Here is a 23,099-nt window from a genome sequence, read left to right on the forward strand (position 1 = left end):
AATAACGGACTTATCAAGGGGTGATCCTTCGCATGCTGCTCAGAAATGCAAAAGTCGTCACAATCACGGACGATAATCGCTACGGACTGATTGAATGTGGTGCGATTGCCATTCAGGACGGCTTGATCGACTGGGTCGGCAGCAATGATGAAGTCCCCGCCAAATATCTTGAGCAAGCATCCCGCGACCTTGAAGGCCGCCTGATTACCCCGGCCCTGATTGATTGCCATACCCATGTGGTTTATGGCGGCAACCGCGCGGTTGAATTTGAAATGCGCCTTGAAGGTGCCAGCTACGAAGAAATCGCGCGCGCTGGCGGCGGTATTGTTTCAACCGTCACCGCCACCCGCCAGGCCGATGTGGACCAGCTTGTAAAAACCGCCTTGCCACGGGTTGATGCACTGCTGGCCGAGGGGGTATCGGTTATCGAAGTCAAATCGGGCTATGGCCTTGATCGTGACACCGAACTCACCATGCTGCGTGCGGCCCGCAAAATCGCAGCATTGCGTCCGGTCCGGATCAAAACCACCTTCCTTGGCGCCCATGCGACCCCGGCCGAATTCAAGGGCGAACCCGTTCGCTATATTGACGAGGTATGCATCCCCGCCCTGCGCGCCGCCCATGCAGAAGGACTGGTTGATGCGGTTGACGGGTTCTGCGAAGGCATTGCCTTTAACACCGATCAGATCAAACGCGTATTTGAGGTTGCCCGCGAACTTGGCATTCCGGTCAAGCTCCATGCCGAACAGCTTTCCAATATCGGTGGCACCAGACTGGCCGCCGAATATGGTGCGATTTCAATCGACCATGTTGAATATGCCAACGAAGACGACGCCAGGGCGATGGCAAAATCGGGATCGGTCGCCGTCCTGTTGCCCGGTGCATTTTACACCTTGCATGAAACCCGGTTGCCGCCGATTGCCGAATTTCGCAAACACGGCGTGCCGATGGCAGTTGCCACCGACTGCAATCCGGGCACATCGCCGTTGATGTCGATCCTTCTGACCATGAACATGACCTGCACCCTGTTCCGCCTGACCCCGGAAGAGGCACTTTGCGGTGCGACCAAACATGCCGCAACCGCACTTGGCCTTTCCGATACCGGACAGATCAAGGCGGGTCTTCGTGCCGATCTTGCGATCTGGGATATCGAACACCCGGCCGAGCTTTCCTATCGCATCGGGTTCAACCCGCTGTTTGAACGAATTTTCGGCGGCGAGACCGTCGCCCGCAAAGCCGAATAAGACAAACGAAACGCCCCACAACCTGTATTCGACAAGGATGCAAAATGACCGTAACCCTGACGCCCGCCGCAGCAACGCTTGCCGATCTTGAAAATATCTGGCGCAACCAGATTGCCGTCAAACTTGATCCGTCGGCAAAGGCCGGTGTCGAGGCCGCCAGCGACATGGTCCGTGCCGCTGCCGAAGGCGAGGATGCGGTTTACGGGGTCAATACCGGGTTTGGCAAACTGGCATCGGTCAAGATTGCCGCCAAAGATACCGAAACCCTTCAGCGCAACCTGATCCTGAGCCATTGCTGCGGCGTGGGTGAGCCGCTTGATATCGCCACCACGCGCTTGATGATGGCGTTGAAATTGCTGTCACTTGGGCGTGGTGCATCGGGTGTGCGCTGGGACCTGATCGAACTGATCGAAGGCATGCTGGCAGGCGGTGTGACCCCGGTTGTCCCGTCGCAAGGATCGGTCGGCGCATCGGGGGATCTGGCCCCGCTGGCCCATATGGCAGCTGTCATGATCGGTGCGGGCGAAGCGGTCTATGATGGCCAAACCATGCCCGGTGCCGAAGCCCTTGCCAAGGCCGGTCTGAACCCGGTTGTTCTGGGTGCGAAAGAAGGCCTTGCCCTGATCAACGGGACACAGTTTTCAACCGCCTGTGCATTGGTCGGGCTGTTTTCGGCATGGCGCAATGCCGCGAGTTCCATCGTCACCGCGTCACTTTCGACCGATGCGATCATGGGCTCGACCGCCCCGCTGGTTGATGAAATCCATACCCTTCGCGGTCATCCGGGTCAGATCAATGTGGCGCGTGCGATGCGCGATCTGATGGAAGGTTCGGAAATCCGCGAAAGCCACCGCGAAGGCGATACCCGTGTTCAGGACCCCTATTGCATCCGTTGCCAGCCACAAGTCACCGGTGCCGCCATGGATCTGCTGCGCTTTGCCGGGCAGACGCTTGAAATCGAAGCCAATGCGGTTACCGATAATCCGCTGGTTCTGAAAGAAGACGGGCGCATTGTTTCAGGTGGGAACTTCCACGCCGAACCGGTAGCCTTTGCCGCCGATCAGATCGCCCTTGCCGTTGCCGAGATCGGCGCAATTGCCCAGCGTCGCGTGGCCCTGATGGTTGATCCGACGCTTTCGCACGATCTGCCGCCGTTTCTGACCCCGGAGCCGGGCCTGAATTCCGGTCTGATGATTGCCGAGGTCACAACAGCCGCCCTGATGAGTGAAAACAAGCATCTTGCCAATCCGTGCTCAACCGACAGCACACCGACCAGTGCCAATCAGGAAGACCATGTATCAATGGCCGCCCACGGCGCACGCCGTCTGGCAAAGATGAATGCCAATCTTTCCTATATCCTTGGTGTTGAACTGATCTGTGCCGCACAGGGTGTTGAATTCCGAGCCCCGCTTAAAACCAGTGCCGGGCTTCAGAACGTCCTTAAAACCGTGCGCAAGGATATCCCGACCGTCAAGGAAGACCGCTATATGGCGCCTGATCTTGCCAAGGCGGCCGACCTTGTGACCGGGGGCGCGCTGGTTGCCGCAGCCAAACTGTCCGGTTTCGTAGTCGGGGAAGGTGCATAACATGACCAATCCCGTTGAAATCAAACGCGGCGATGGCCCCATTGTTCTGGGACTGCCCCATACCGGCACCCATGTTCCCGATGATATTGCCGCCAAACTGAATGATCGCGGGCGCGAGCTTGCCGATACCGACTGGCATATCCACACGCTGTATGACGGACTGATCGATAATGTCACGACGGTTCGTGCAACCTTTCATCGTTATGTGATTGATGCCAACCGCGATCCCGAAGGCGTCAGTCTTTATCCCGGTCAGAACACCACGACCCTGGTGCCGCTGACCGATTTTGATGGGGAAAACATCTGGGATATTGCCCCGACCGAGGCCGATATTGCCGCCCGTGCGGCCAATTTCCACGCCCCCTATCACGCGGCACTGGCAGCCGAACTTGAACGGGTGCGCGCCAAACATGGTGTGGCGATCCTGTATGATTGCCATTCGATCCGGTCAAACATCCCGTTCCTGTTTGACGGCACCCTGCCCGATTTCAATATCGGCACCAATCTGGGCACAACCTGTGATCCGATAATTGAGACCCTGACGTCCGAAATCTGTTCGCAGACCGAGGGATATAGCACCGTTTTGAACGGGCGTTTCAAAGGTGGCTGGACCACCCGCCATTACGGTCGCCCCGACATCAATCAGCACGCCATCCAGATGGAACTGGCACAGTCGACATACCTTTCGGCCGAGGAAGCACCCTGGGCCTATGACCAAAGCCGTGCGGCAAAACTGCGCACGCATCTTACCGACATTCTAAAGACACTGGCCGATTTGGCCCCATCACTAAGAGGCAAGTCATGACCAACAATCTGCGTCACAACCAGCGTGATATCTATCCGGCAACCGGAACCGACATCACCGCCAAAAGCTGGCTGACCGAAGCGCCGATGCGCATGCTGATGAACAATCTGCATCCCGACGTTGCCGAAAATCCGCACGAACTGGTGGTGTATGGCGGCATTGGCCGTGCGGCGCGCACCTGGAAGGATTTCGATCAGATTGTTGCCAGCCTCAAGGAACTTGAAGACGACCAGACCCTTTTGGTGCAGTCGGGCAAACCGGTTGGCGTTTTTCGCACCCACAAGGATGCGCCGCGCGTTCTGATTGCCAACTCCAACCTTGTGCCGCATTGGGCAAACTGGGATCACTTCAACGAACTCGATAAAAAAGGTCTGGCGATGTATGGCCAGATGACGGCCGGTTCGTGGATCTATATCGGGTCACAGGGCATTGTTCAGGGCACCTATGAAACCTTTGTCGAGGCCGGTCGTCAGCATTATGACGGCAACCTTAAGGGCAAATGGATCCTGACCGGCGGTCTTGGCGGCATGGGTGGCGCACAGCCGCTGGCAGCGGTGATGGCCGGTGCGTGCTGTCTTGCGGTTGAATGCGATGAAACGCGTGCCGATTTCCGTCTGCGTACCCGCTATGTCGATGAAAAGACCCATTCCCTTGACGAAGCGCTTGAAATGATCGACCGCTGGACCAAGGCGGGCGAGGCAAAATCGGTTGCCCTGATCGGCAATGCGGCCGACGTCTTCCCGGAACTGGTCAAACGTGGCATTCGCCCCGATATCGTCACCGATCAGACATCGGCCCATGACCCGGTTCATGGGTATCTGCCACAAGGCTGGACCGTTGCCGAATGGCGCGAAAAACAGGATTCCGATCCCAAGGCGGTTGCCAAGGCCGCCCGCGCATCGATGCGCGTTCAGGTCGAAGCCATGGTTGCCTTCCACGAAGCCGGTATTCCGACCGTGGATTACGGCAACAATATCCGCCAGATGGCGCTCGAAGAAGGCTTGGAAAACGCCTTTGCCTTCCCGGGCTTTGTTCCGGCCTATATCCGCCCGCTATTCTGCAAGGGCATCGGCCCGTTCCGCTGGGCGGCCCTTTCGGGTGATCCTGAAGACATTTACAAGACCGACCAGAAGGTCAAGGAACTGATCCCCGACGACAAACACCTTCATAACTGGCTGGATATGGCGCGTGATCGCATTTCCTTCCAGGGCCTTCCGGCACGTATCTGCTGGGTCGGGCTGGGTCAGCGCCATCGTCTGGGTCTGGCATTTAACGAGATGGTCAAGAATGGTGAACTGAAAGCCCCGGTGGTGATCGGTCGCGACCATCTTGACAGCGGATCGGTCGCAAGTCCGAACCGCGAAACCGAAGCCATGAAAGATGGCTCGGATGCGGTCAGTGACTGGCCGTTGCTTAATGCGCTGCTTAATACCGCATCGGGGGCCACCTGGGTCTCGTTGCATCATGGCGGCGGTGTCGGAATGGGCTTCTCGCAGCATTCCGGCATGGTGATTTGCTGTGACGGCACGGAAGATGCCGCACGCAGGGTTGAACGCGTCCTTTGGAACGATCCGGCAACCGGTGTGATGCGTCACGCCGATGCGGGATATGACATTGCACTGGATTGCGCACGGGAACACGGGCTGAACCTGCCCGGTATTCTCGGCAAGTAATCAAAAACCTTAATGCGGGGGCAATGACGATTGCCCCTTCAAAACCTTTCAGGGTTCAATCAAGGAGGCTCCTTAACATGAAAAGACGTGAATTTCTGACGGCCGGTGTTGCCGGCGTTGGTGCAGCGGCGGCGGCAACCTTTGCCACCCCGGCAATCGCACAGGACAAGCGCCAGTGGAACATGGTCACCGCATGGCCGAAAAACCTGCCCGGGCCGGGGGTTGCAGCCCAGAAACTGGCCGATCGTATCACCACCCTTTCGGGCGGCCGGATCGAAGTCAAACTGCATGCTGCCGGTGAACTTGTACCGGGCAATGGCGTGTTTGATGCGGTTGCCGAAGGCACGGCTGATATCTATCACGCGGTTCCGGCCTATTGGGGTTCGAAATCCAAAGGCATCCTTCTGTTCGGTTCGCAGCCCTTTGGTCTGCGTGCAGACGAGCAGGTTGGCTGGCTGACCCATGGTGGCGGTCAGGAACTCTATGATGAAATCTATGGCCAGTTCGGTCTGAAGCCGTTCCTGTGCGGCAACTCCGGTCCGCAATGGGCTGGCTGGTTCCGTAATGAAATCAAATCGGTTGACGACCTTAAGGGTCTCAAATTCCGGACCACCGGTCTGGCGTCTGAAATGTGCTCGAAACTGGGCATGGCCGTTCAGGCCATGGGGGGGCGCGACATGTTCCAGGCGCTGCAAAGCGGTGCGCTTGATGCCGGTGAATTCATCGGTCCGTGGAGCGACAGCGCCCTTGGCTTCTATCAGGTGGCCAAGAACTATTACTGGCCGGGTGTCGGCGAGCCGTCTTCGGCCGAGGAATGCGCGGTCAATGCCAAGGCATATGCCGACCTTCCTGACGATTTGAAGGCCGTGGTCAAGTTTGCCTGTGACAGTCTTTATAACGAAGTCTGGACCGAGTACGAGACCAAGCACGCCATGGCGTTGCAGAAACTGGTGGCAGAACAGGACGTCAATGTCCGCATGCTTCCCGATGATGTGGTTGAAGCCATGGGCAAGGCCGGTGCGGAAGTCATTGCCGAACTGCGCGAAAGCGACGATGCCCTGACCCGCAAGGTCACCGAAAGCTTTGTCGCATATCGTGATCTGATCGGTGGTTATATGACCTATGCCGATAACGGTCAGATGAATGCACGCGCCAAGGTGCTCGGCTTCTGATAAACATGATACCCGGCGCAAGGATACCGATCCTTGCGCCGGTTCTTTTCGTATCCGGGGGGATGTGATGCAACGCCTTGCTGATCGGCTTGATCTGATCAATCACTGGACCGGGATGACAGTGCGCTGGTTTGCGCTGATCATGGTTCTTTTGCAATTTGCCGTGGTTTTGCTGCGCTATGTTTTCGGTTTCAGTTCAATTGCACTGAATGAAAGTGTTCTGTACCTGCATGCCGGGCTTTTCATGCTTGGCGCGGGATACACGCTTTTGGTCGACGGGCATGTGCGGGTCGATATTTTCTATGCCGGGGCCGAAAACCGCACCAAGGCCCGCATTGACGCATTCGGCTATACCATTCTTGCCATTCCGTCGATGATGGCGCTGCTATACTGGACATGGCCATCCGTGATCAATTCGATCTCGATGATGGAAGGGGCGATTTCGGTGGGCGGCATTCCGGCCGTGTGGCTTTTGAAATCCCTGATCCCCGCATTTTGTATTCTTTTGATTATTCAGTCGGTTGCCTGTTTGCTCAGGCAGATCATTGCCCTGCGCGATGGTGTTGACGATCAGGGTGCGCAAAGCTGATGGAATATCTTGATCTTTTGATGTTCGCCGCCCTGATGGGCTGCATCCTTTTAGGTTTCCCCGTTTCGTTTTCGATCGCCGGTGTGGCGATCATTTTCGGTTATATCGGCTGGGCTACCGATGCGATGAATATCGGGCTGATGGGCGCATTCGGGCAGCGGGTATTCGGGACGTTGACCAATGATGTTCTGATCGCCATTCCGCTGTTTGTCGTCATGGGTGTGATCCTTGAACGGTCACGCATTGCCGAAGATCTGCTTCATACCATGGGCCGTCTGTTTGGTCAGCTGCGCGGCGGACTTGGCATTTCGGTCGTTCTGGTTGGCGCGTTGCTTGCGGCATCGACCGGGATTGTCGGCGCGACAGTGATTGCCATGGGCATGATCGCACTTCCGACCATGTTGCGCACGGGATACAATCCGAAACTGGCATCTGGGCTTGTCTGTACGGCCGGGACGCTGGGCCAGATTATCCCGCCTTCGACGCTTTTGATCATTCTGTCTGACGTCATGTCATCGGCCTATCAGCAGGCCCAGTATGAACAGGGCAAATTCACCATCGAAACCATTTCGGTTGGTCAGATTTTTGCCGGTGCGCTGGTGCCAGGACTGACGCTGGTAGCGATTTACATCCTTTATATCCTGCTGCGCGGGGTGTTTCGCCCCGATGACATGCCGCCCGTGCAAAGCGATGATGGCCGCCCCGATATCGGCGAGGTTTTCCGCGCTGTTTTGCCGCCGATCCTTTTGATCATTGCGGTTCTGGGCGCGATCCTTGGCGGGGTTGCCACCCCGACCGAGGCCGCATCGGTGGGCGCAATTGGCGCGATCCTGATGGCCGGCGCCCGTCAGGGGGCCAATCGCACACTGGTGCTTGCCGGGACGATATCGCTTCTGGTTCTTGCCGTGATGGCGGGGATTGCCCCGGTGCGTTTCCAGCGCAGTGACCTTACCGGTGTCGATTATATGCTGGGCGGGGCTTATGTGGTGCTGGCAATCATTGGCATTGCTGCGATCTTTGCCTGTCTGCGTCAGGCGTGGAAGGCAGATATCCTGAAATCGGCCCTGACATCGACCATGACGGTAACATCGATGATCTTTGCCACCATTCTGACTGCCAGCATGTTCTCGCTGGTGTTTATCGGACTGGGGGGTGAGGACCATGTGGCCGAAATCCTTGAAGCCATGCCAGGTGGACCGACAGGAGCATTGCTGTTTTGCATGGCACTGATCTTTATCCTTGGTTTCTTCCTTGATTTCGTTGAAATCACGGTGATCCTGTTGCCGCTGATTGCGCCGGGCTTGATCATGATGGGCCATGATCCGGTGTGGCTGGCGATCCTGATTGCCATCAACCTTCAGACATCATTCCTGACCCCGCCGTTTGGCTTCTCGCTCTTTTACCTGCGCAGTGCCGCCCCGCCGGAAATCACCACCGGTCAGATTTACAAGGGTGTCGTGCCATTTATCGCACTTCAGGTTTTTGGAATCTTCGTCATCTGGCTGTGGCCATCACTGGCGCGCTGGCTGCCAAGCGTCGTGTTCTGATCACGCACACATCCAAACAAAAACGCCCCGGCACGCCGCGGGCGTTTTTCGTATGCTGGCCGGCTTTAGAGTCAAACACAACTAGCTTTGACTTGCTGCCATGCACCATTTACGTCAGAACTGTCATCATAAAATATAAACGTTGAGTATTCAGCGTAAGGGAGCCCGTTTGTGTCCGGTTTTCATTGGTCACGAAACCAACGACTGAGCCTTGTGGGCCGATATACATTGTTATCGGTAGGCGTTGTTGTATGCGCACTACTTGCCCTCAGCCTGTTCTACCAACGTTTTTCCAACGAACTGATTGACCGGCTTACAGGGGAGAGACTTAGCGCGCAGGTCGCGGCTACGTCAAACAAGCTCTCCGCTTTTCTCGATACGCGCATCTATCAGCTGGTAACATTGTCAAACCATCCAGCCATGCCCGCATTCATTGAGGCTCCAAACTCTCCACAGGCCGAAGAAGCTCTGACCCTGCTTCGGGTCGAGGCGGATTCTCCCGACCTTTATGGTGTCCTGTTTTTTGACTGGTACGATAATCTTGATCGACTGGTCGCCGGGCAAGCTGCATCGGGTCCACCATACTGGTCCAAAAACGGCTGGGATATTTCCGGCCTTCCGCGGGTCGAACATGAAGGCATTGAATTCATCGGTCCCAAATTGCCTGAGAATGGAAATTCCGGCTGGATTTTGATGCGGGCCCACATCCGTGATACCGGTTTGGGGCAGAACACCTCTGTCGGCCTGCATGTCCGTCTGGCATCACTGACCGAACTGTTGGCAAGTGCCGGGGTATCGGGCGTGATTGATCCGCTTTTGCGCACGCCGGGTGGCATTGTTCTTGATGCAACCGGACGCCCCACCGAAGTCAATGGCGAGCTGATCGAAGGTCCAAGCATCCTTCCGGGCTGGAACCTTGTGATGAGTGTTAGACCGGGCACTATCCTGCAACCTATTGACGAAACGCGTTTCTGGCTCGCGGTGACTGCGGCCGTAATCATTGTGGTTATACTGGCAATCTTTTTTGCCTTGTCACGCAGCCTGCGTCGACGGGTCGATACGCTTGTTCAGGGGGCACATAGTATTGCGTCGGGTGATCTCTATTATCGTCTGCCCGAAGGTCGCCGGCGCGATGAAATCAGCACAGTCGCCAAGGCCTTCAACACCATGGCCTGGCAACTTAAAGACCTGATTGATCGTACGGTGCGGGCTGAAAAGCTTGCCGTTCTGGGCCAGTTTGCCACCGGCGTTGCCCATGAAGTCCGCAATCCTCTGGCCACCATGAAAACCACTGTTCAAGCCCTTGTTCGCAAGGAACCTGATGGAGAGCGCAAGACGCTTCTGGATGATATGGGTCATCAGATTGATCGCCTGTCACGCGTGGTGAATGACCTTCTGGCCTATGGCCGACCGGGGGAAGCATGCCCCCAGGTAACAGAAATACGTGATTTGTTCCGCCAATCATCGCGGGTACTGATCCCGGTCGCCGAAGAGGCCCATGTCCGATTTTATACCAGTGGCGATTCCCGTCTGACGATCTTTGTCGACCCGGATCAGATGTTACAGATCCTGCTTAATATCGGGATCAACGCCATTCAGGCATGCCAGCCCGACGGCACGGTTAGCCTGCGAGCAGAACGCCACAAGGACCAGGTAGAAATACGCATCACCGACGATGGTGCCGGCATCCCCAAAGAGCATTTACTTGACGTTGTGCAGCCATTTTTTACCATGAAAAGCAAAGGAACCGGACTTGGCCTGACAATCAGCCAACAACTGGTCGAGTCAAATAACGGTACCATCAATATTGAAAGTGCCCCGCAAGAGGGCACGACAATCACATTGAAGTTCCCGGCAACGAAACCGGAAACTTCAAAGGAGGAAACATCGAAAAATGCCTCGCAAGATCAGGATTCTGATCGTTGATGATGAAGAATCATTCGTCCGATCACTAAGCTTTGCGCTTCGTACCGAAGGCATGGATGTCACCGGCGTCCATTCCGGAGAAGATGCGTTTCTGCAAGTCCGTGCAAACAAATTCGATATCATCCTGCTTGATCTGCGCCTGCCCGGTGCGGATGGAATGGAGGTGCTTGATAGCATCCGCAAACTTGATATCGACGTGCCCGTCATCATGATTTCGGCTCATGGCGATACCCGTGCGGCGGTGAAAGCCGTCAAACTCGGGGCAGCTGATTACCTAAGCAAGCCGTTTGAACTCGATGAGTTGATCCATACGATCAACACTACCCTTGATCAAAACCGCACTGCACTTGAGCTTGATTACCACCGCAAGCGCAATGTCCCGACCAACGGACTGATCGGTGAATGTGCGCCGATGCGCGAATTGCGCACGACAATCGGCCGCGTTGCACAAAGCAGTGCCAGCCGTATCCTGCTGCAAGGGGAGTCCGGGACTGGCAAGGCGCTGGTTGCCCGCGCCATTCACGGCGAAAGCCCGCGCGCTTCAAACGCCTTTATCGAAGTCAACTGTGCAGCGCTGCCAGAACAGCTGATTGAAAGCGAATTGTTTGGTGCGGAAAAGGGATCCTACACCGGAGCGCATCAGAAACGTACCGGCCTTGTCCGGCTTGCTGACGGCGGCAGTCTGTTTCTCGATGAAATCGGCGAATTGCCCCTGGCCCTACAGGCGAAGTTTCTGCACTTCCTTGAAAACGGAGACTATCGCCCGGTAGGAAGCGAGCATTCCGCATCGGCTGATGTGCGGGTGATTGCCGCGACCAACCGCGACCTTGCGGAAGAAGTCCGTCAGGGAAATTTCCGTGAAGACCTGTTTTACCGACTGAACGTCATCACCATTGATATTCCCGCCCTACGCCACCGCGGCGAGGACATTATCAGTTTGGTCGATCATTTCGCAGATCATCAGGCCAAAGCCGAAGGGTGCCATCCGATCCACTTTGACCATGCGACCCTTGAACTGTTACGCCATCATCGCTGGCGTGGCAATGTTCGAGAGCTCAAAAACCTGATTGAGCGATTGACCATTCTTTATCCGTCCAAACAGATTTCGCCGGACCTGTTGCCGGCCGAATTCCACGCTACGGATGATAACCCGGATGATCTGCATGCCGGAGTTTCGGATGGTAATGCGCGATTGCAGGACCGCATGGACAACACCGAGCGTCATCTGGTCCAAGATGCGCTTGATCAGGCCGACGGTCACAAAGGCCGTGCGGCAGAAATACTTGGTATTTCACGTCATGCCCTGAAACGCCGACTACAAAGGCTGGGCCTGCAATAACTTATCCCCAACCCGAAGCATTTTCGACGCACCCTTGAGCGGTTTCCGCTCAAGGGTGTTTTACTGTTTGAGCGCCTAACGCTCAAATTCGCGCTCAAGACCGCTCCATGATTTTGGCCCAAAACGGTCAATCGCGCGGCTTTCCTGACTTTGCGCCGAAATTTCGCAACTGGCACAGCCTTTGCGGAATAGCGAGACAAAGGTACAAACGCGAATGGAACAACCATTCGCAGGGAGGAAAGTCATGGAGATGCTCAAACACCCGGTTTCCGGGTGCATCACCATTATTGTTGCCACGTTAGTACTGTTTGCGGCCAACACCGCGCAGGCAGAACGTTTTGAGCTGGGCGCATCTGCACAGAACGCAGATGCTGTAATCGGCTGTTTGTACCCAATGACCGGACGGTCGGCCACATATGGCCGCGACAGTATTTCCGGAATCAAAATCGCACTTCAGGACCTTGAAGCCGAAGCCAAATCCGGCCTTGATGTACCCAATCTTCGCGTCATCGCAGATGATCCGCGATCAAAGGCATCCTACGCGGTTCGTCTGGCGCAGGATTTTATCACCAATGACAATGCCAAATTCTTCTGCGGCATAGTGTCATCTGGTGTTGCCCACGCCGTAAGCGACCTGGCCCGGACTGAAAAAATCATCATGGTCGGGACCGATCATGCATCATCACGGCTAAGCATCGAGGCAGGCCACGATTATTACTTCCGCGTCACCAATGACAGCTGGACATCGATGGCAGCCGGTGCCCGTTATTTACGTGATCTGCAAAAGGAAACCGGGTGGAAACGTCTTGCCTTTGTCGGACCGGATTATGATTACGGCCATGTTTCCTGGACGGACCTGCAACTTGCCCTTGATGAATTGGGTGTCGAATATGAAACCGTCGGCGACCTGTGGCCAAAGCTCTATGAGCCGGACTATTCGATCTACATCAATGCCCTGCAATCAGCAAAAGCCGACGTGGTCGTAACCGCCCTTTGGGGCGGGGATTTCATCGCCTTTATCAAACAGGCAGCCTCAACCCGGTTCTTTGAAACCACCCGTCTGGCCAATTTCGACACAGGCGCCAATTACGATGTGATGATGGCCCTTGGTGATCAGCCCTATCCGGGATTGATCCTTTCGGCTCGCCATCACAATAACTGGCCCGAAACGGGCCGGAACAAGCGGTTCGTAAAACAGTTTCACGACATGACCGGGCGTTATCCGACTTATGCGGCCGAAGGCGCCTATACCGGGATCATTGCCATTGCACGTGCCATCGAAAAGGCTGGTGGTGTTGACGATGACCGCGCGCTGATTACCGCCCTTGAAGGATTGCAGTTGGCCCTGCCCGAAGATCCGCCGGGATTTGCATCCTACATCGACCCCGAAACTCACCAGATTGTCCAGGCGCAAGCCGTGGGCACGGTCGTCCACAACGAAGACTTTCCGCCATCGAAACTGATGGTCGGGAATTGGGCGATCTACGATGCCGAAGACCTCAAGCCATCCAAAGAGATGGTCAAACGTCGCCGCGATGCCGTGGCAGGCGGGTCGGAGGCAGTTCCACCGCCAACTCCATGACCTTTCCCAAGGGAGGAAATAGTGAAGAACAATAAATCAAAATTCAGCAAACATCTTGTATCGGGCGTCGCAGCGCTTGCCCTTGCAGCAGGCGCAGCCGGTTCTGCATCGGCCGCTGAAAACGGCAAATTCCGCGTCGGGATCGTGACCTTCCTGTCCGGTCCGGCAGCTGGCCCGTTCGGCGTTCCGTCGGCTAATGCCGCCAAGGTTCTTGTTGAAGAACTGAACAAGGGCAACCTGCCTGCACCTTACGACAAGATCGGTATCAATGGCGCCGAAATCGAAGCCGTCATCATCGACGAGGCTGGCGGTGCGACCAAGCAGGTTGAAGAATACCGCAACCTTGTTCAGCGGCAAAAAGTCGATGCTGTCATTGGCTATGTTTCGTCGGGCGACTGCCTGGCAATCGCACCAGTTGCCGAAGAACTGAAAACCTTCACCATCGCATATGATTGCGGTACTCCCCGTCTGTTTGCCGATAACCCGGATGCACAATACATGTTCCGGACCGGTCTTGACGCATCGGTCGATAATATCGGCGCAGTTCGTTATCTGGCCGCGACCCGCCCGGACGTTACCCGTCTTGCCGGCATCCAGCAGAACTATTCGTGGGGTCAGGACAGCTGGGCTGACTTCACCGCGGCCGCATCTGCGCTCCTGCCCGAAGCCGAAATCGTCGAAGAACAGTTCCCGAAAATCTATCAGGGCCAGTACGGCGCTGAAATCTCTGCCCTGTCCGTGAAGCGCCCGGAAATCGTTCACAGCTCCTTCTGGGGTGGCGACATGGAAGCACTGGTTCTTCAGGCAAATGCCCGTGGCCTGCTTGAAGATGCAACCGGTCTTCTGACTTGCGGAGAAGCATCGTTTGCCACCTACAAAGATCAGGCCCCGAACGGCATGATCATCGGTGCTCGTGGCCCGTTCGGCCAGTTTGCCCCGGATAACGAACTGAACACCTGGTTCAAGGGTGTCTATCAAAACGCCTATGACATTGAGCCTGTCTATCCGGCAACCAAGATGGCACAGGCGATCCTTGGTCTGAAATATGCCGCCGAGAACGCCGGTGTCGCCGACAAAGAAATCCCGTCAGCAGAGCAACTTTCTGCTGCGATGAAAGGTGCAACCTTTGAATCGGTTTCAGGTACGGTTGAGATGGCGCGCGGCAATGGCCATCAGGCCATGCAGGGTATTACCTATGGTGAATATCACTACGAAGACGGCGTTGCATCAATCAAGAACGCTGTTTCGTTTGATGGCGAATGCGTAACTCCGCCCGAAGGTGTTGCGGCTGCGGACTGGATCGCAGACGGCTTCCCGGGCGCGAAGTGTAACTAAGCTGCACGCTCTGTTTCACTGAGCTTCCTGATCCAGCGGGCATCCCTTTTCCCTTGGGATGTCCGCCCCTTTCCCTGCACACTGGATATTTGTGATGACAAGTCTTCTTGCCGTCCTGATTGATGGCTCGATCTATGCATCGTGGCTGTTTCTTGTGGCTGCCGGCCTGACCGTGATTTACGGGGTGATGCGCATCCTGAACATGGCGCATGGCAGCTTTTATGCCATCGGCGCCTATTCAGCAGCGTCACTGGTTGGCTGGTATTTCAACAACGGCATCGGCCCGGCATGGGTCAGTTATTTGATGCTTGTTGGTGCCGCGCTGGTTGCCGGCCTGATTGTCGGTGTGATTATCGAACGCGGATTGCTGCGCCTCATGTATGGCCGCGACGAAATCCTGATGGTGATCATTACCTATGCCCTTCTTCTGATCCTTGAAGACGGTATGAAAATCGTCTGGGGTGTCAGCCCGTATTTCGCATACCAGCCTTATTCCGAACTTGGGCGCACTTCGCTCGGTTTGCTTAAGGTTTCAAATTACGACGTCGCCCTGGTCGGAGTATCCGCACTTCTTGGGCTTGGCCTGTGGGCATGGCTTGAACGCACCAACCAGGGCAAAGTCCTGCGTGCGGTGATCCATGACCGCGAAATCGCGGTTGCCATGGGCGTAAACGTGAAGCTGATGTTCACCATCACCTTTGTTCTGGGCACCACGCTGGGCGCACTTGCCGGTGCATTGACCGCACCTGCGATCTCGGTAGTACCGGGCATAGGTATTGAAGTGATTGTTCTGGCCTTTGCTGTGGTGGTGATTGGCGGCCTTGGCAGCATTGGTGGTGCTGCAGTCGGCGCCCTTCTGGTCGGACTGAGTCGTGCGGCCGCTGTTCACTACGCTCCTGAATTCGAACTGTTCGTCATTTATGGCGTGATGTCGCTGGTTCTGGCGTTCCGTCCCGAAGGCCTGTTTGGCCGTACTTTGGCGAGGAAAATCTGACATGCGTCTTGATAAAACTGAAATCTCGCTCGGGCTGATCGCACTTGGCTGCGTTCTGTTCGGCTTCGTTTCGCCGGGTTGGCTGATCTTCCTTTTGACCATCGCACTGGCCAAGGCACTTGTCGTGCAGGGTGTCGTCATGCAGATGCGTTCCGGCCTTGTATCCTTCGGCCAGGGGCTTTTCTATTGCATCGGCGGCTATACTGTCGGCATGGGCGGCCAGTTCTTTGGCATTCATGATGCGATTGCCGCCCTGTCACTTGGCATGTTTGTCGCGATTATCATCGCAATGCTGTTGGGTCTGTTACTAACGCGCTATCGCGAAATCTTTTTTGCCATGCTGTCGCTGGCATTTTCGATGATCCTGTTTGGCATCCTTGTCAAAAGCCAGGAACTGGGAAGTACGGACGGCTTTAACGTTCATGACTGGACCCTGTTCGGCTGGGCTCCCGAAGCCGGTGCTGGCAGCCAGCACACCGTCTTTACCATGACTGTCATTGCCGGTCTGATCGTTGCAGTTCTGATCCATCGTTACACCAAGGCAGGCATTGGCGTCATTTGCGAAGCTGTTCGCGAAAATGAAGTCCGTGTTGAATATCTCGGTCTGTCACCGCGCTGGTTGCTTTATGGCAACTATGTTGCTGCGGCGGCGGTATCGGCCCTTGGTGGCGGTCTGACGGCCCTGGCGACCGGCCACGTTGATCCGGAGATGGCCTATTGGACCACGTCGGGCGAATTTGTCTTCATCGCGCTTTTGGGTGGTTTGGGCCACGTGGCTGCACCATTTATTGCCGCCATCGTCTTCTCGTTCGTGCGGACATACGCCATCGAATTCGTACCTCATACCTGGCAGATGATCCTCGGTTTCACGCTGCTTGCGGTCATTATCTTCCTGCCCAAAGGGCTGTGGAGCCTGGTCAGCCGTGAAAAAACAGGAGAACGGGCATGACCTGCATTCTTGAAACACGTTCGCTGAACAAGGAATTCGGCGCGGTCATCGCCGCAAAGGATTTGAACGTTCAGATCAACAAGGGTGAAGTCGTTGGTGTGATCGGCTCCAACGGAGCCGGCAAGACGACCTTCATCAACATGGTGACGGGTTATCTCAAGCCGACCCGGGGCGAGATCCTGTTTAATGGCAAGTCGATCATGGGGCATTCTCCGCGTGCCATCACACGTGCTGGAATGGCACGTTCTTTCCAGGTCGCTCAGCTGTTCCCCGAAATGACCGTGCTCGACAATCTGATTGTTGCGCTGGCTGCGGCCGAAAGCGCCCGACCGAGTTTCCTGAGCCCCCTTCGCAGCGATGCACGCATCGCAAGGGCTGAGGAAATCCTCAAGGAATTCGGTGTCGCAAACTATCGCGATTCAATGGTGACCGCCGTCCCGCAGGGGGCGCGTAAACTGGTTGATATCGCTATGGCATTGATCGGCAATCCACAGATGCTGTTGCTTGATGAGCCAACCAGCGGCGTCAGCATGGATGAAAAAACCGGCCTGATGGATACGGTCATGAACGCCGTGCGTCAGCATGGCGTTACCGTTCTGTTTGTCGAACATGACATGGATGTGGTCGAACGCTATGTCTCGCGCGTTCTGGCGTTCTATAGCGGCGAAATCATTGCCGATGGCGAACCTGCGGCAGTTCTCGCCGATCAGCAGGTCCGCGATCTTGTGACCGGCCATCGTCCCACCATCAAACAAGGGAATGGCGCATCATGACCCTGGAAATTCGCAATCTCGATGTTTCGATCGGCAATATTCCGATCCTGCGTGATGTCTCGCTTTCAGTACCGTCCGGCAAGATGTTTGGCCTGATCGGCCATAACGGGGCGGGCAAGACCACCCTGATGCGCGCCATCATGGGCCTTCTGGATGCAGATCAGGGCACCATCACCTTTGATGGTCAGGACCTGCGCAAGCAGCCTGATTTCGCCCGTGCCAAAACCGGCATCAGCTATATGCCCGAAGATCGCCGTCTGATCCCGTCACTGACGGTCGAGGAAAACATTCTTCTTCCGGCCTGGACCAACGGTATTGCAGACGCTGCGGAACGGTTGAAATGGGTCTATGACCTGCTGCCCGAAATCGCCCAGTTCCGGGATCGCCGTGCGCTTCAACTTTCCGGTGGTCAGCAGAAACTGGTCTCGCTCGGGCGTGCATTGATGCCCGGTCGTAATCTTCTGTTGCTTGATGAACCGTTCGAAGGGGTCGCACCGGTGCTGTCACGCCGTTTGTCGGAAGTCATTTCCGATCTCGGCAGCAGTGGCCTTTGTGTCCTGATTTCTGAGTCCGATGACACCCACTCTGCCGATTTGGTGGCGGGCAGTTATCGCATCGAACGTGGCACCGTTTCCAAGGCTGAACAGGAAACCGCCTGATCCCAATGACAGCCACCACAACAAACAAGTCAAAAGACGAGGTTCCCCATGTCAGACTTTGTGTTTGAAACAACCCCTCGCGTCATTTGCGAGTTCGACGGTGCCTTGCAACTCGGCACCCTGTGCAAGGAGTTCGGCGCGAAACGCGCCGTTCTCCTGTCCGATCCGGGCTTGCAGAAGGTTGGTCTGATCGACGCCCCTTACGCAGCACTTAAAGAAGCCGGGATTGAAACCCTGCTCTGGACTGATGTTCAGGCAGACCCGCCCGAGGAAAGCATTCTTGCCGCGGTCAAAGGTGCCCGTGACTTCAAGGCCGATATCGTCATCGGCCTGGGTGGCGGTTCATCGCTTGATACCGCAAAACTGGTCGCCCTTCTGTGTGGCAAGGATCAGAAACTTGACGAGATCTATGGCATCGGTCTGGCGACGGGTCCGCGCCTGCCGCTTATTCAGGTGCCGACCACGGCTGGCACCGGTTCGGAAGTCACCCCGATTTCGATTGTCACCACACCGACGCACGAGAAAAAGGGTGTCGTGTCCAGCCTGCTTTATCCCGATGTTGCACTGCTTGATGCCAAACTGACCATGGGCCTTCCGGCCTCGATCACGGGCATGACCGGCATCGACGCAATGGTGCACGCCATCGAGGCCTACACCACCAAGCACAAGAAAAACGCCCTGTCGGACGGACTTGCCATCCGCGCGATGCAGCTGATGACCGCCCATATCGATGATGCGGTTTCTGCCACCCCGTCACGCGAAGCGCGTGAAGCCATGCTTCAGGGGTCCATGCTGGCCGGAATGGCCTTTGCCAATGCCCCGGTGGCGGCTGTTCATGCCCTTGCCTATCCTCTAGGCGGGCATTTCCATGTTCCGCATGGACACAGTAATGCGCTGGTCCTGATCGAAGTTTTGAAATTCAACCGGGATGCGGCCGTATCTCAATACGCCGAACTCGCCCGCGCCATTCTGCCGGATGAAAAGTTCGCAAATGACGATGCTGCCTGTGATCGCTTCATTACTTTCATGACCGACATGGTCGAACGCATGCCGTTCAGCCGCACCTTGCGCGAAGTCGGCGTGGCGGAAAGCGATCTCGACATGCTGGCAACCGATGCGATGAAGGTGGAACGCCTTTTGATCAACAATCCGCGTGAAATGACGTTCGACGCCGCACGCGCGATCTATGCCGCCGTGCTGTAACGAAAAGGAATAGCCACCATGACCATCCAGCTAAATGATACTGGCCTTTGGCAAACCCAGGGGCATATCGACGGCCAATGGGTCGCATCCGACAGCGGCAAGACCTTTGCGGTTGTTGACCCGGCCACCGGCGAACATCTTGCCGATGTGCCCGATATGGGTGCCGCCGAAACCCGCCGTGCGATTGATGCCGCCAATGCCGCCCTTCCGGCGTGGCGGGCCAAAACCGCCAAGGAACGCACAAATGTGCTGCGCAAATGGTTTGATCTCTGCATGGCGGCCCAGGCCGACCTTGCATTGCTGATGACCCGCGAACAGGGCAAACCCCTGGCAGAGGCATCCGGCGAAGTCGCCTATGGTGCGTCCTTCCTTGAATGGTTTGCCGAAGAAGGCAAGCGCATCTATGGCGATGTTATCCCGTCACATGGGGCGGACAAACGCATCATCACCGTCAAACAGCCAATCGGTGTTGTTGCCGCGATCACGCCATGGAACTTTCCGATGGCCATGATCACGCGCAAATGCGCCCCGGCCCTTGCCGCGGGTTGCACGGTCGTCATCAAACCGGCAGAAGATACCCCGCTGACCGCGCTTGCACTGGTCGAACTGGCCAAACGCGCCGGGTTCCCCGATGGCGTAGTCAATATCGTCACCGCATCACATGGTGCTGAAATCGGTGGTGAACTGACTGCCAACCCGATCGTGCGCAAACTGTCCTTCACCGGCTCCACGCAGGTCGGCAAACTTTTGATGCGTCAATGTTCTGATACCGTCAAAAAAGTCAGCCTGGAGCTTGGCGGTAACGCGCCGTTTATTGTCTTTGACGATGCAGATCTGGATGCGGCGGTTGCAGGCGCAATTGCCTCGAAATACCGCAATGCCGGGCAGACCTGCGTCTGTGCCAACCGCATTCTGGTTCAGGAAGGTGTCTATGACGTCTTTGCCGCCAAACTGGCCGAGGCCGTTGGTAAACTGCGTGTCGGTTTGGGCACCGAAGAAGGAGTTACCCAAGGTCCGCTGATCAATGCCAAGGCAATCGAAAAGGTCGAAGCACTGGTCGAAGACGCGGTTTCTCGTGGGGCAAGGGCTGTTCTGGGTGGTGATCGGGCCAAGCCCGACAGCAACTTCTTTACCCCGACCATTCTGACCGGGGTTACGTCGGATATGCGGATTTTCTCCGAGGAAATCTTTGGTCCGGTTGCACCGCTGTTCAAATTCAGCAGTGAAGAAGACGCCATTCGGATGGCCAATGACACGCCATTTGGTCTGGCGGCCTATTTCTATGCCCGTGATATCGGCCGCATCTGGCGGGTTGGCGAGGCGCTTGAATACGGCATCGTCGGCATCAACGAAGGCATCATTTCGACCGAATCAGCACCGTTTGGCGGGGTCAAGGAATCCGGCATCGGCCGCGAAGGGTCAAAATACGGCGTCGATGATTTCGTCGAGATTAAATATATGTGCCTCGGCGGTCTCGCCTGGAATGCCAACTGATCCCGGATAAGGAGACATATCATGAGTTTCATGTTCCGAAGCGCGCCGCGCATCGTCTGCGAAGCTGGTGGCATTGCCAGGACCGGCAGCCTGATGAAGGAACTCGGCGCCAGCCGTGTCACCATTGTCTGCGATCCCGGCATCGTCAAACTGGGCTTTGCGCAAAAGGCGCAAGATGCGCTTGAGGCCGTCGGTATCGCGGTTCAGGTCTTTTCTGACGTCGAAGCCGACCCGCCCCAGAAAATCGTCGAAGCCGCCATTGCGGGGGCACGTGACTGGAAGGCGGATGGCGTAATCGGTCTTGGCGGCGGCAGCTCGCTTGATAGTGCGAAGCTGGTTGCATTGCTCGCCAACAGCGATCAAACGATCGAAGAGATCTATGGGGTGGACAAGGCAACCGGTGATCGCCTGCCGTTGATCCAGATCCCGACCACCGCCGGGACCGGATCGGAAGTTACATGGGTGTCGGTGATTACCGATAACGACCACCTCAAACAGGTTGTCTACACCCCGCAACTGATGCCCGATATCGCCCTTCTTGATGCGGAACTGACCTATGGCCTGCCGCAAAAGGTCACAGCGGCCACCGGCCTTGATGCCATGGTCCATGCGATCGAAGGCTATACCAGCCGCACACGTAAAAACCCGATTGCCGATGGCATGGCGGTCACCGCCCTTTCGCTGCTTGGCAAGAACCTGATGAAGGTGATTGAAAATCCGGGTGACAAGGAAGCACGCGCTGCCATGTTGCAGGGATCGCTGATTGCCGGGATGGCGTTTGCCAATGCATCGGTTGCCGCCATTCATGGCTTGGCCTATCCGCTGGGTGCGCGTTTTCACATCCCGCATGGTCATGCCAATGCGCTAGTCATGGCGCAGGTGATCCGCTTTAACCTGCCAGCCGCGAAAAAGCTGTATGCCGAACTCGCCCCGTGCCTGATCGAAGGGGTCGATTTCGACAGCGAAGACGCCGCCGCCGAGGCGTTCGTCAAACGGATTGAAGAAATGGTCCCGGCCAGCGGCCTTGAAATCCGCCTGCGCGATCTTGGCGTCACCGAAGAGTCCCTGCCGGAAATGGCCGAGGAGGTCTTTACAAAAATCCATCGCCTGATCGACAGCAATCCGCGCGACATGACCGCCAAGGAGATCGAGGCGATTTATCGCAGCGTTTATTAATTTGCCCGTCTGCAAACTTCGGTTTGTATCGTGGCACAAGAACCGGCGGCCTGTTTGGTCGCTTGGCCGCCGGTTCTAAAGTTATCAAAATGATCAGACCGGCTTAGCGAATGGCAACCGGGTTGATGATCATCTGTACAGCGCCCTTGAGCTTGGCCTGCCCGAGAACGAACAGGAACTCGTGTGCCCGGTCTGCGGCCAGGTCCCTCGTGACGATATTTTCAAGAATATAGACACCGTTTTCTGCCAGAAGCTTCACATGGACCGGGAAGAAAGCACTGGGATCTTCATGGGGAACAGCTTCAAGCCCCCATGTATCGGCACCAACGGCGACAACACCCTGATTTGCCAACCATTCCGCTGCTTCCAGACCAAGGCCCGGTTCGGTCGTTCCGTAAAGCTCATTGTCCTTCCCGACCAAATCAAGCCATCCGGTATGGATCAGAACCACATCTCCCTTGCGAATTTCGGTACCGGCCGCTTTTTGAGCCGCCATGATGTCCTCAAGGGTGATGACATAGCCGCCTTCAAGACGATCAGTCCCCTTGATCGCAGCAACGTCCAGCAAGACTCCACGCGTTGCCATTGGCGGCACGTTTTCAATGCCAAGCTTGGTCAGGCCGGTGGCTGCAACCATGTCTTCGGCGTGGTTATTATTATAATAGGTATGATGATCACCCAGATGACCCAGACCATCAATCTGTGTCCCGACACCGAGCCAGCCGGTGAACATGTCATCGTTATAGGTTCCCGCATTGCTGCCGATTGTTTTGTTACCGCTTTGTCCGGGCGAGAAAACCGTCACAGCGACACCACGTGGTGCAAAGGCCGGCGTATCACGTGAGACTTCCATCCCCAGTGAATAGACCTTGCCTTCGGAAATCAGCTTGCTGGCTGCAAGTGTTATTTCCGAAGTCAGATAGTTCGCAGCCCCGATTTGATCATCAGGTCCAAACGGTGATGTGAACCGGTCATCAGCCGAAGCGGTACCGATTGCGCCGATAAGACCAAGCATCATGGATGCAGAGACAAGCATTTTTGCTTTTTGCATTT

At 56.2% G+C, this 23,099-nt stretch carries 19 protein-coding genes; 18 read left to right on the plus strand and 1 reads right to left on the minus strand.

The genetic code is table 11. From position 1 onward, the window contains the following. Window positions 1–32 precede the first annotated feature (32 nt). The 18 genes from hutI to M9H61_RS10825 all read left to right on the plus strand — a co-directional run bounded on the left by hutI (window position 33) and on the right by M9H61_RS10825 (window position 22,046). Window positions 33–1,244: an imidazolonepropionase gene (gene hutI, locus M9H61_RS10740; RefSeq protein ID WP_250280400.1), complete on the plus strand. Its 1,212-nt coding sequence runs from the start codon at window positions 33–35 to the stop codon at window positions 1,242–1,244. 44 nt (window positions 1,245–1,288) lie between these two features. Continuing rightward, window positions 1,289–2,830, plus strand: coding sequence for a histidine ammonia-lyase (hutH, locus tag M9H61_RS10745; protein WP_250280401.1), 1,542 nt, complete (start codon window positions 1,289–1,291; stop codon window positions 2,828–2,830). Window position 2,831: 1 nt separating this feature from the next. After that, window positions 2,832–3,635: an N-formylglutamate deformylase gene (gene hutG / locus M9H61_RS10750; protein WP_250280403.1), complete on the plus strand. Its 804-nt coding sequence runs from the start codon at window positions 2,832–2,834 to the stop codon at window positions 3,633–3,635. Continuing rightward, window positions 3,632–5,308, plus strand: coding sequence for a urocanate hydratase (gene hutU, locus M9H61_RS10755; RefSeq protein ID WP_250280405.1), 1,677 nt, complete (start codon window positions 3,632–3,634; stop codon window positions 5,306–5,308). The genes hutG and hutU overlap by 4 nt, the downstream gene beginning before the upstream one ends. Window positions 5,309–5,385: 77 nt before the next feature. Then, window positions 5,386–6,480, plus strand: a complete 1,095-nt coding sequence (locus M9H61_RS10760; protein WP_250280406.1) for a TRAP transporter substrate-binding protein — start codon at window positions 5,386–5,388, stop codon at window positions 6,478–6,480. Between the two features lie 67 nt (window positions 6,481–6,547). Then, window positions 6,548–7,069 (plus strand): TRAP transporter small permease subunit, encoded by a 522-nt coding sequence (locus tag M9H61_RS10765; protein WP_101247174.1) that lies wholly within the window; start codon window positions 6,548–6,550, stop codon window positions 7,067–7,069. Continuing rightward, complete coding sequence (locus tag M9H61_RS10770) at window positions 7,069–8,616, plus strand: TRAP transporter large permease subunit (RefSeq protein ID WP_250280407.1); 1,548 nt, start codon at window positions 7,069–7,071, stop codon at window positions 8,614–8,616. Before M9H61_RS10765 ends, M9H61_RS10770 begins: the two co-directional genes overlap by 1 nt. A 420-nt stretch (window positions 8,617–9,036) precedes the next feature. After that, complete coding sequence (locus tag M9H61_RS10775; RefSeq protein ID WP_250280408.1) at window positions 9,037–10,542, plus strand: PAS domain-containing sensor histidine kinase; 1,506 nt, start codon at window positions 9,037–9,039, stop codon at window positions 10,540–10,542. After that, complete coding sequence (locus tag M9H61_RS10780; RefSeq protein WP_250280409.1) at window positions 10,511–11,881, plus strand: sigma-54 dependent transcriptional regulator; 1,371 nt, start codon at window positions 10,511–10,513, stop codon at window positions 11,879–11,881. The genes M9H61_RS10775 and M9H61_RS10780 overlap by 32 nt, the downstream gene beginning before the upstream one ends. A gap of 244 nt (window positions 11,882–12,125) precedes the next feature. Further along, a complete protein-coding gene (locus M9H61_RS10785) occupies window positions 12,126–13,463 on the plus strand; it encodes an ABC transporter substrate-binding protein (protein ID WP_250280410.1) in 1,338 nt (445 codons plus the stop codon). A 21-nt stretch (window positions 13,464–13,484) separates the two neighbouring features. Further along, the gene (locus M9H61_RS10790) at window positions 13,485–14,798 is read left to right on the plus strand and encodes an ABC transporter substrate-binding protein (protein ID WP_068518374.1); all 1,314 of its coding nucleotides are present in this window, start codon (window positions 13,485–13,487) and stop codon (window positions 14,796–14,798) included. 94 nt (window positions 14,799–14,892) lie between these two features. Beyond that, complete coding sequence (locus M9H61_RS10795; protein WP_068518373.1) at window positions 14,893–15,792, plus strand: branched-chain amino acid ABC transporter permease; 900 nt, start codon at window positions 14,893–14,895, stop codon at window positions 15,790–15,792. A gap of 1 nt (window position 15,793) precedes the next feature. Further along, window positions 15,794–16,741: a branched-chain amino acid ABC transporter permease gene (locus M9H61_RS10800; protein ID WP_250280411.1), complete on the plus strand. Its 948-nt coding sequence runs from the start codon at window positions 15,794–15,796 to the stop codon at window positions 16,739–16,741. Next, window positions 16,738–17,514, plus strand: coding sequence for an ABC transporter ATP-binding protein (locus M9H61_RS10805; RefSeq protein ID WP_114113099.1), 777 nt, complete (start codon window positions 16,738–16,740; stop codon window positions 17,512–17,514). The genes M9H61_RS10800 and M9H61_RS10805 overlap by 4 nt, the downstream gene beginning before the upstream one ends. After that, window positions 17,511–18,173 (plus strand): ABC transporter ATP-binding protein, encoded by a 663-nt coding sequence (locus M9H61_RS10810; RefSeq protein WP_068518370.1) that lies wholly within the window; start codon window positions 17,511–17,513, stop codon window positions 18,171–18,173. Before M9H61_RS10805 ends, M9H61_RS10810 begins: the two co-directional genes overlap by 4 nt. Before the next feature lie 48 nt (window positions 18,174–18,221). After that, entirely contained in the window at window positions 18,222–19,376 is a 1,155-nt protein-coding gene (locus M9H61_RS10815) for an iron-containing alcohol dehydrogenase (protein WP_250280412.1), read from the plus strand. Between the two features lie 18 nt (window positions 19,377–19,394). Then, a complete protein-coding gene (locus tag M9H61_RS10820) occupies window positions 19,395–20,870 on the plus strand; it encodes an NAD-dependent succinate-semialdehyde dehydrogenase (protein ID WP_250280413.1) in 1,476 nt (491 codons plus the stop codon). A 21-nt stretch (window positions 20,871–20,891) separates the two neighbouring features. Then, window positions 20,892–22,046: an iron-containing alcohol dehydrogenase gene (locus M9H61_RS10825; RefSeq protein WP_250280414.1), complete on the plus strand. Its 1,155-nt coding sequence runs from the start codon at window positions 20,892–20,894 to the stop codon at window positions 22,044–22,046. Window positions 22,047–22,149: 103 nt separating this feature from the next. On the opposite strand, the gene M9H61_RS10830 is transcribed toward M9H61_RS10825, so the two are convergent. Then, window positions 22,150–23,097: a cyclase family protein gene (locus tag M9H61_RS10830; protein WP_082817770.1), complete on the minus strand. Its 948-nt coding sequence runs from the start codon at window positions 23,095–23,097 to the stop codon at window positions 22,150–22,152. Window positions 23,098–23,099: the final 2 nt, after the last annotated feature.

This window comes from Thalassospira sp. GO-4 (assembly GCF_023588965.1).
Classification (GTDB): Bacteria; Pseudomonadota; Alphaproteobacteria; order Rhodospirillales; family Thalassospiraceae; genus Thalassospira; species Thalassospira povalilytica.

What these genes read in the sequence shown, in the direction of transcription:
- M9H61_RS10775 (WP_250280408.1), top strand. Translation starts at nt 9,037, where the DNA reads ATGCCCGCATTCATTGAGGCTCCAAACTCTCCACAGGCCGAAGAAGCT.
- M9H61_RS10770 (WP_250280407.1), top strand. Translation starts at nt 7,069, where the DNA reads ATGGAATATCTTGATCTTTTGATGTTCGCCGCCCTGATGGGCTGCATC.
- M9H61_RS10815 (WP_250280412.1), top strand. Translation starts at nt 18,222, where the DNA reads ATGTCAGACTTTGTGTTTGAAACAACCCCTCGCGTCATTTGCGAGTTC.
- M9H61_RS10800 (WP_250280411.1), top strand. Translation starts at nt 15,794, where the DNA reads ATGCGTCTTGATAAAACTGAAATCTCGCTCGGGCTGATCGCACTTGGC.
- M9H61_RS10780 (WP_250280409.1), top strand. Translation starts at nt 10,511, where the DNA reads ATGCCTCGCAAGATCAGGATTCTGATCGTTGATGATGAAGAATCATTC.
- M9H61_RS10820 (WP_250280413.1), top strand. Translation starts at nt 19,395, where the DNA reads ATGACCATCCAGCTAAATGATACTGGCCTTTGGCAAACCCAGGGGCAT.
- M9H61_RS10805 (WP_114113099.1), top strand. Translation starts at nt 16,738, where the DNA reads ATGACCTGCATTCTTGAAACACGTTCGCTGAACAAGGAATTCGGCGCG.
- hutU (WP_250280405.1), top strand. Translation starts at nt 3,632, where the DNA reads ATGACCAACAATCTGCGTCACAACCAGCGTGATATCTATCCGGCAACC.
- M9H61_RS10795 (WP_068518373.1), top strand. Translation starts at nt 14,893, where the DNA reads ATGACAAGTCTTCTTGCCGTCCTGATTGATGGCTCGATCTATGCATCG.
- M9H61_RS10830 (WP_082817770.1), bottom strand. Translation starts at nt 23,097, where the DNA reads ATGCAAAAAGCAAAAATGCTTGTCTCTGCATCCATGATGCTTGGTCTT.
- M9H61_RS10765 (WP_101247174.1), top strand. Translation starts at nt 6,548, where the DNA reads ATGCAACGCCTTGCTGATCGGCTTGATCTGATCAATCACTGGACCGGG.
- hutG (WP_250280403.1), top strand. Translation starts at nt 2,832, where the DNA reads ATGACCAATCCCGTTGAAATCAAACGCGGCGATGGCCCCATTGTTCTG.
- M9H61_RS10760 (WP_250280406.1), top strand. Translation starts at nt 5,386, where the DNA reads ATGAAAAGACGTGAATTTCTGACGGCCGGTGTTGCCGGCGTTGGTGCA.
- M9H61_RS10825 (WP_250280414.1), top strand. Translation starts at nt 20,892, where the DNA reads ATGAGTTTCATGTTCCGAAGCGCGCCGCGCATCGTCTGCGAAGCTGGT.
- M9H61_RS10810 (WP_068518370.1), top strand. Translation starts at nt 17,511, where the DNA reads ATGACCCTGGAAATTCGCAATCTCGATGTTTCGATCGGCAATATTCCG.
- hutH (WP_250280401.1), top strand. Translation starts at nt 1,289, where the DNA reads ATGACCGTAACCCTGACGCCCGCCGCAGCAACGCTTGCCGATCTTGAA.
- hutI (WP_250280400.1), top strand. Translation starts at nt 33, where the DNA reads ATGCTGCTCAGAAATGCAAAAGTCGTCACAATCACGGACGATAATCGC.
- M9H61_RS10785 (WP_250280410.1), top strand. Translation starts at nt 12,126, where the DNA reads ATGGAGATGCTCAAACACCCGGTTTCCGGGTGCATCACCATTATTGTT.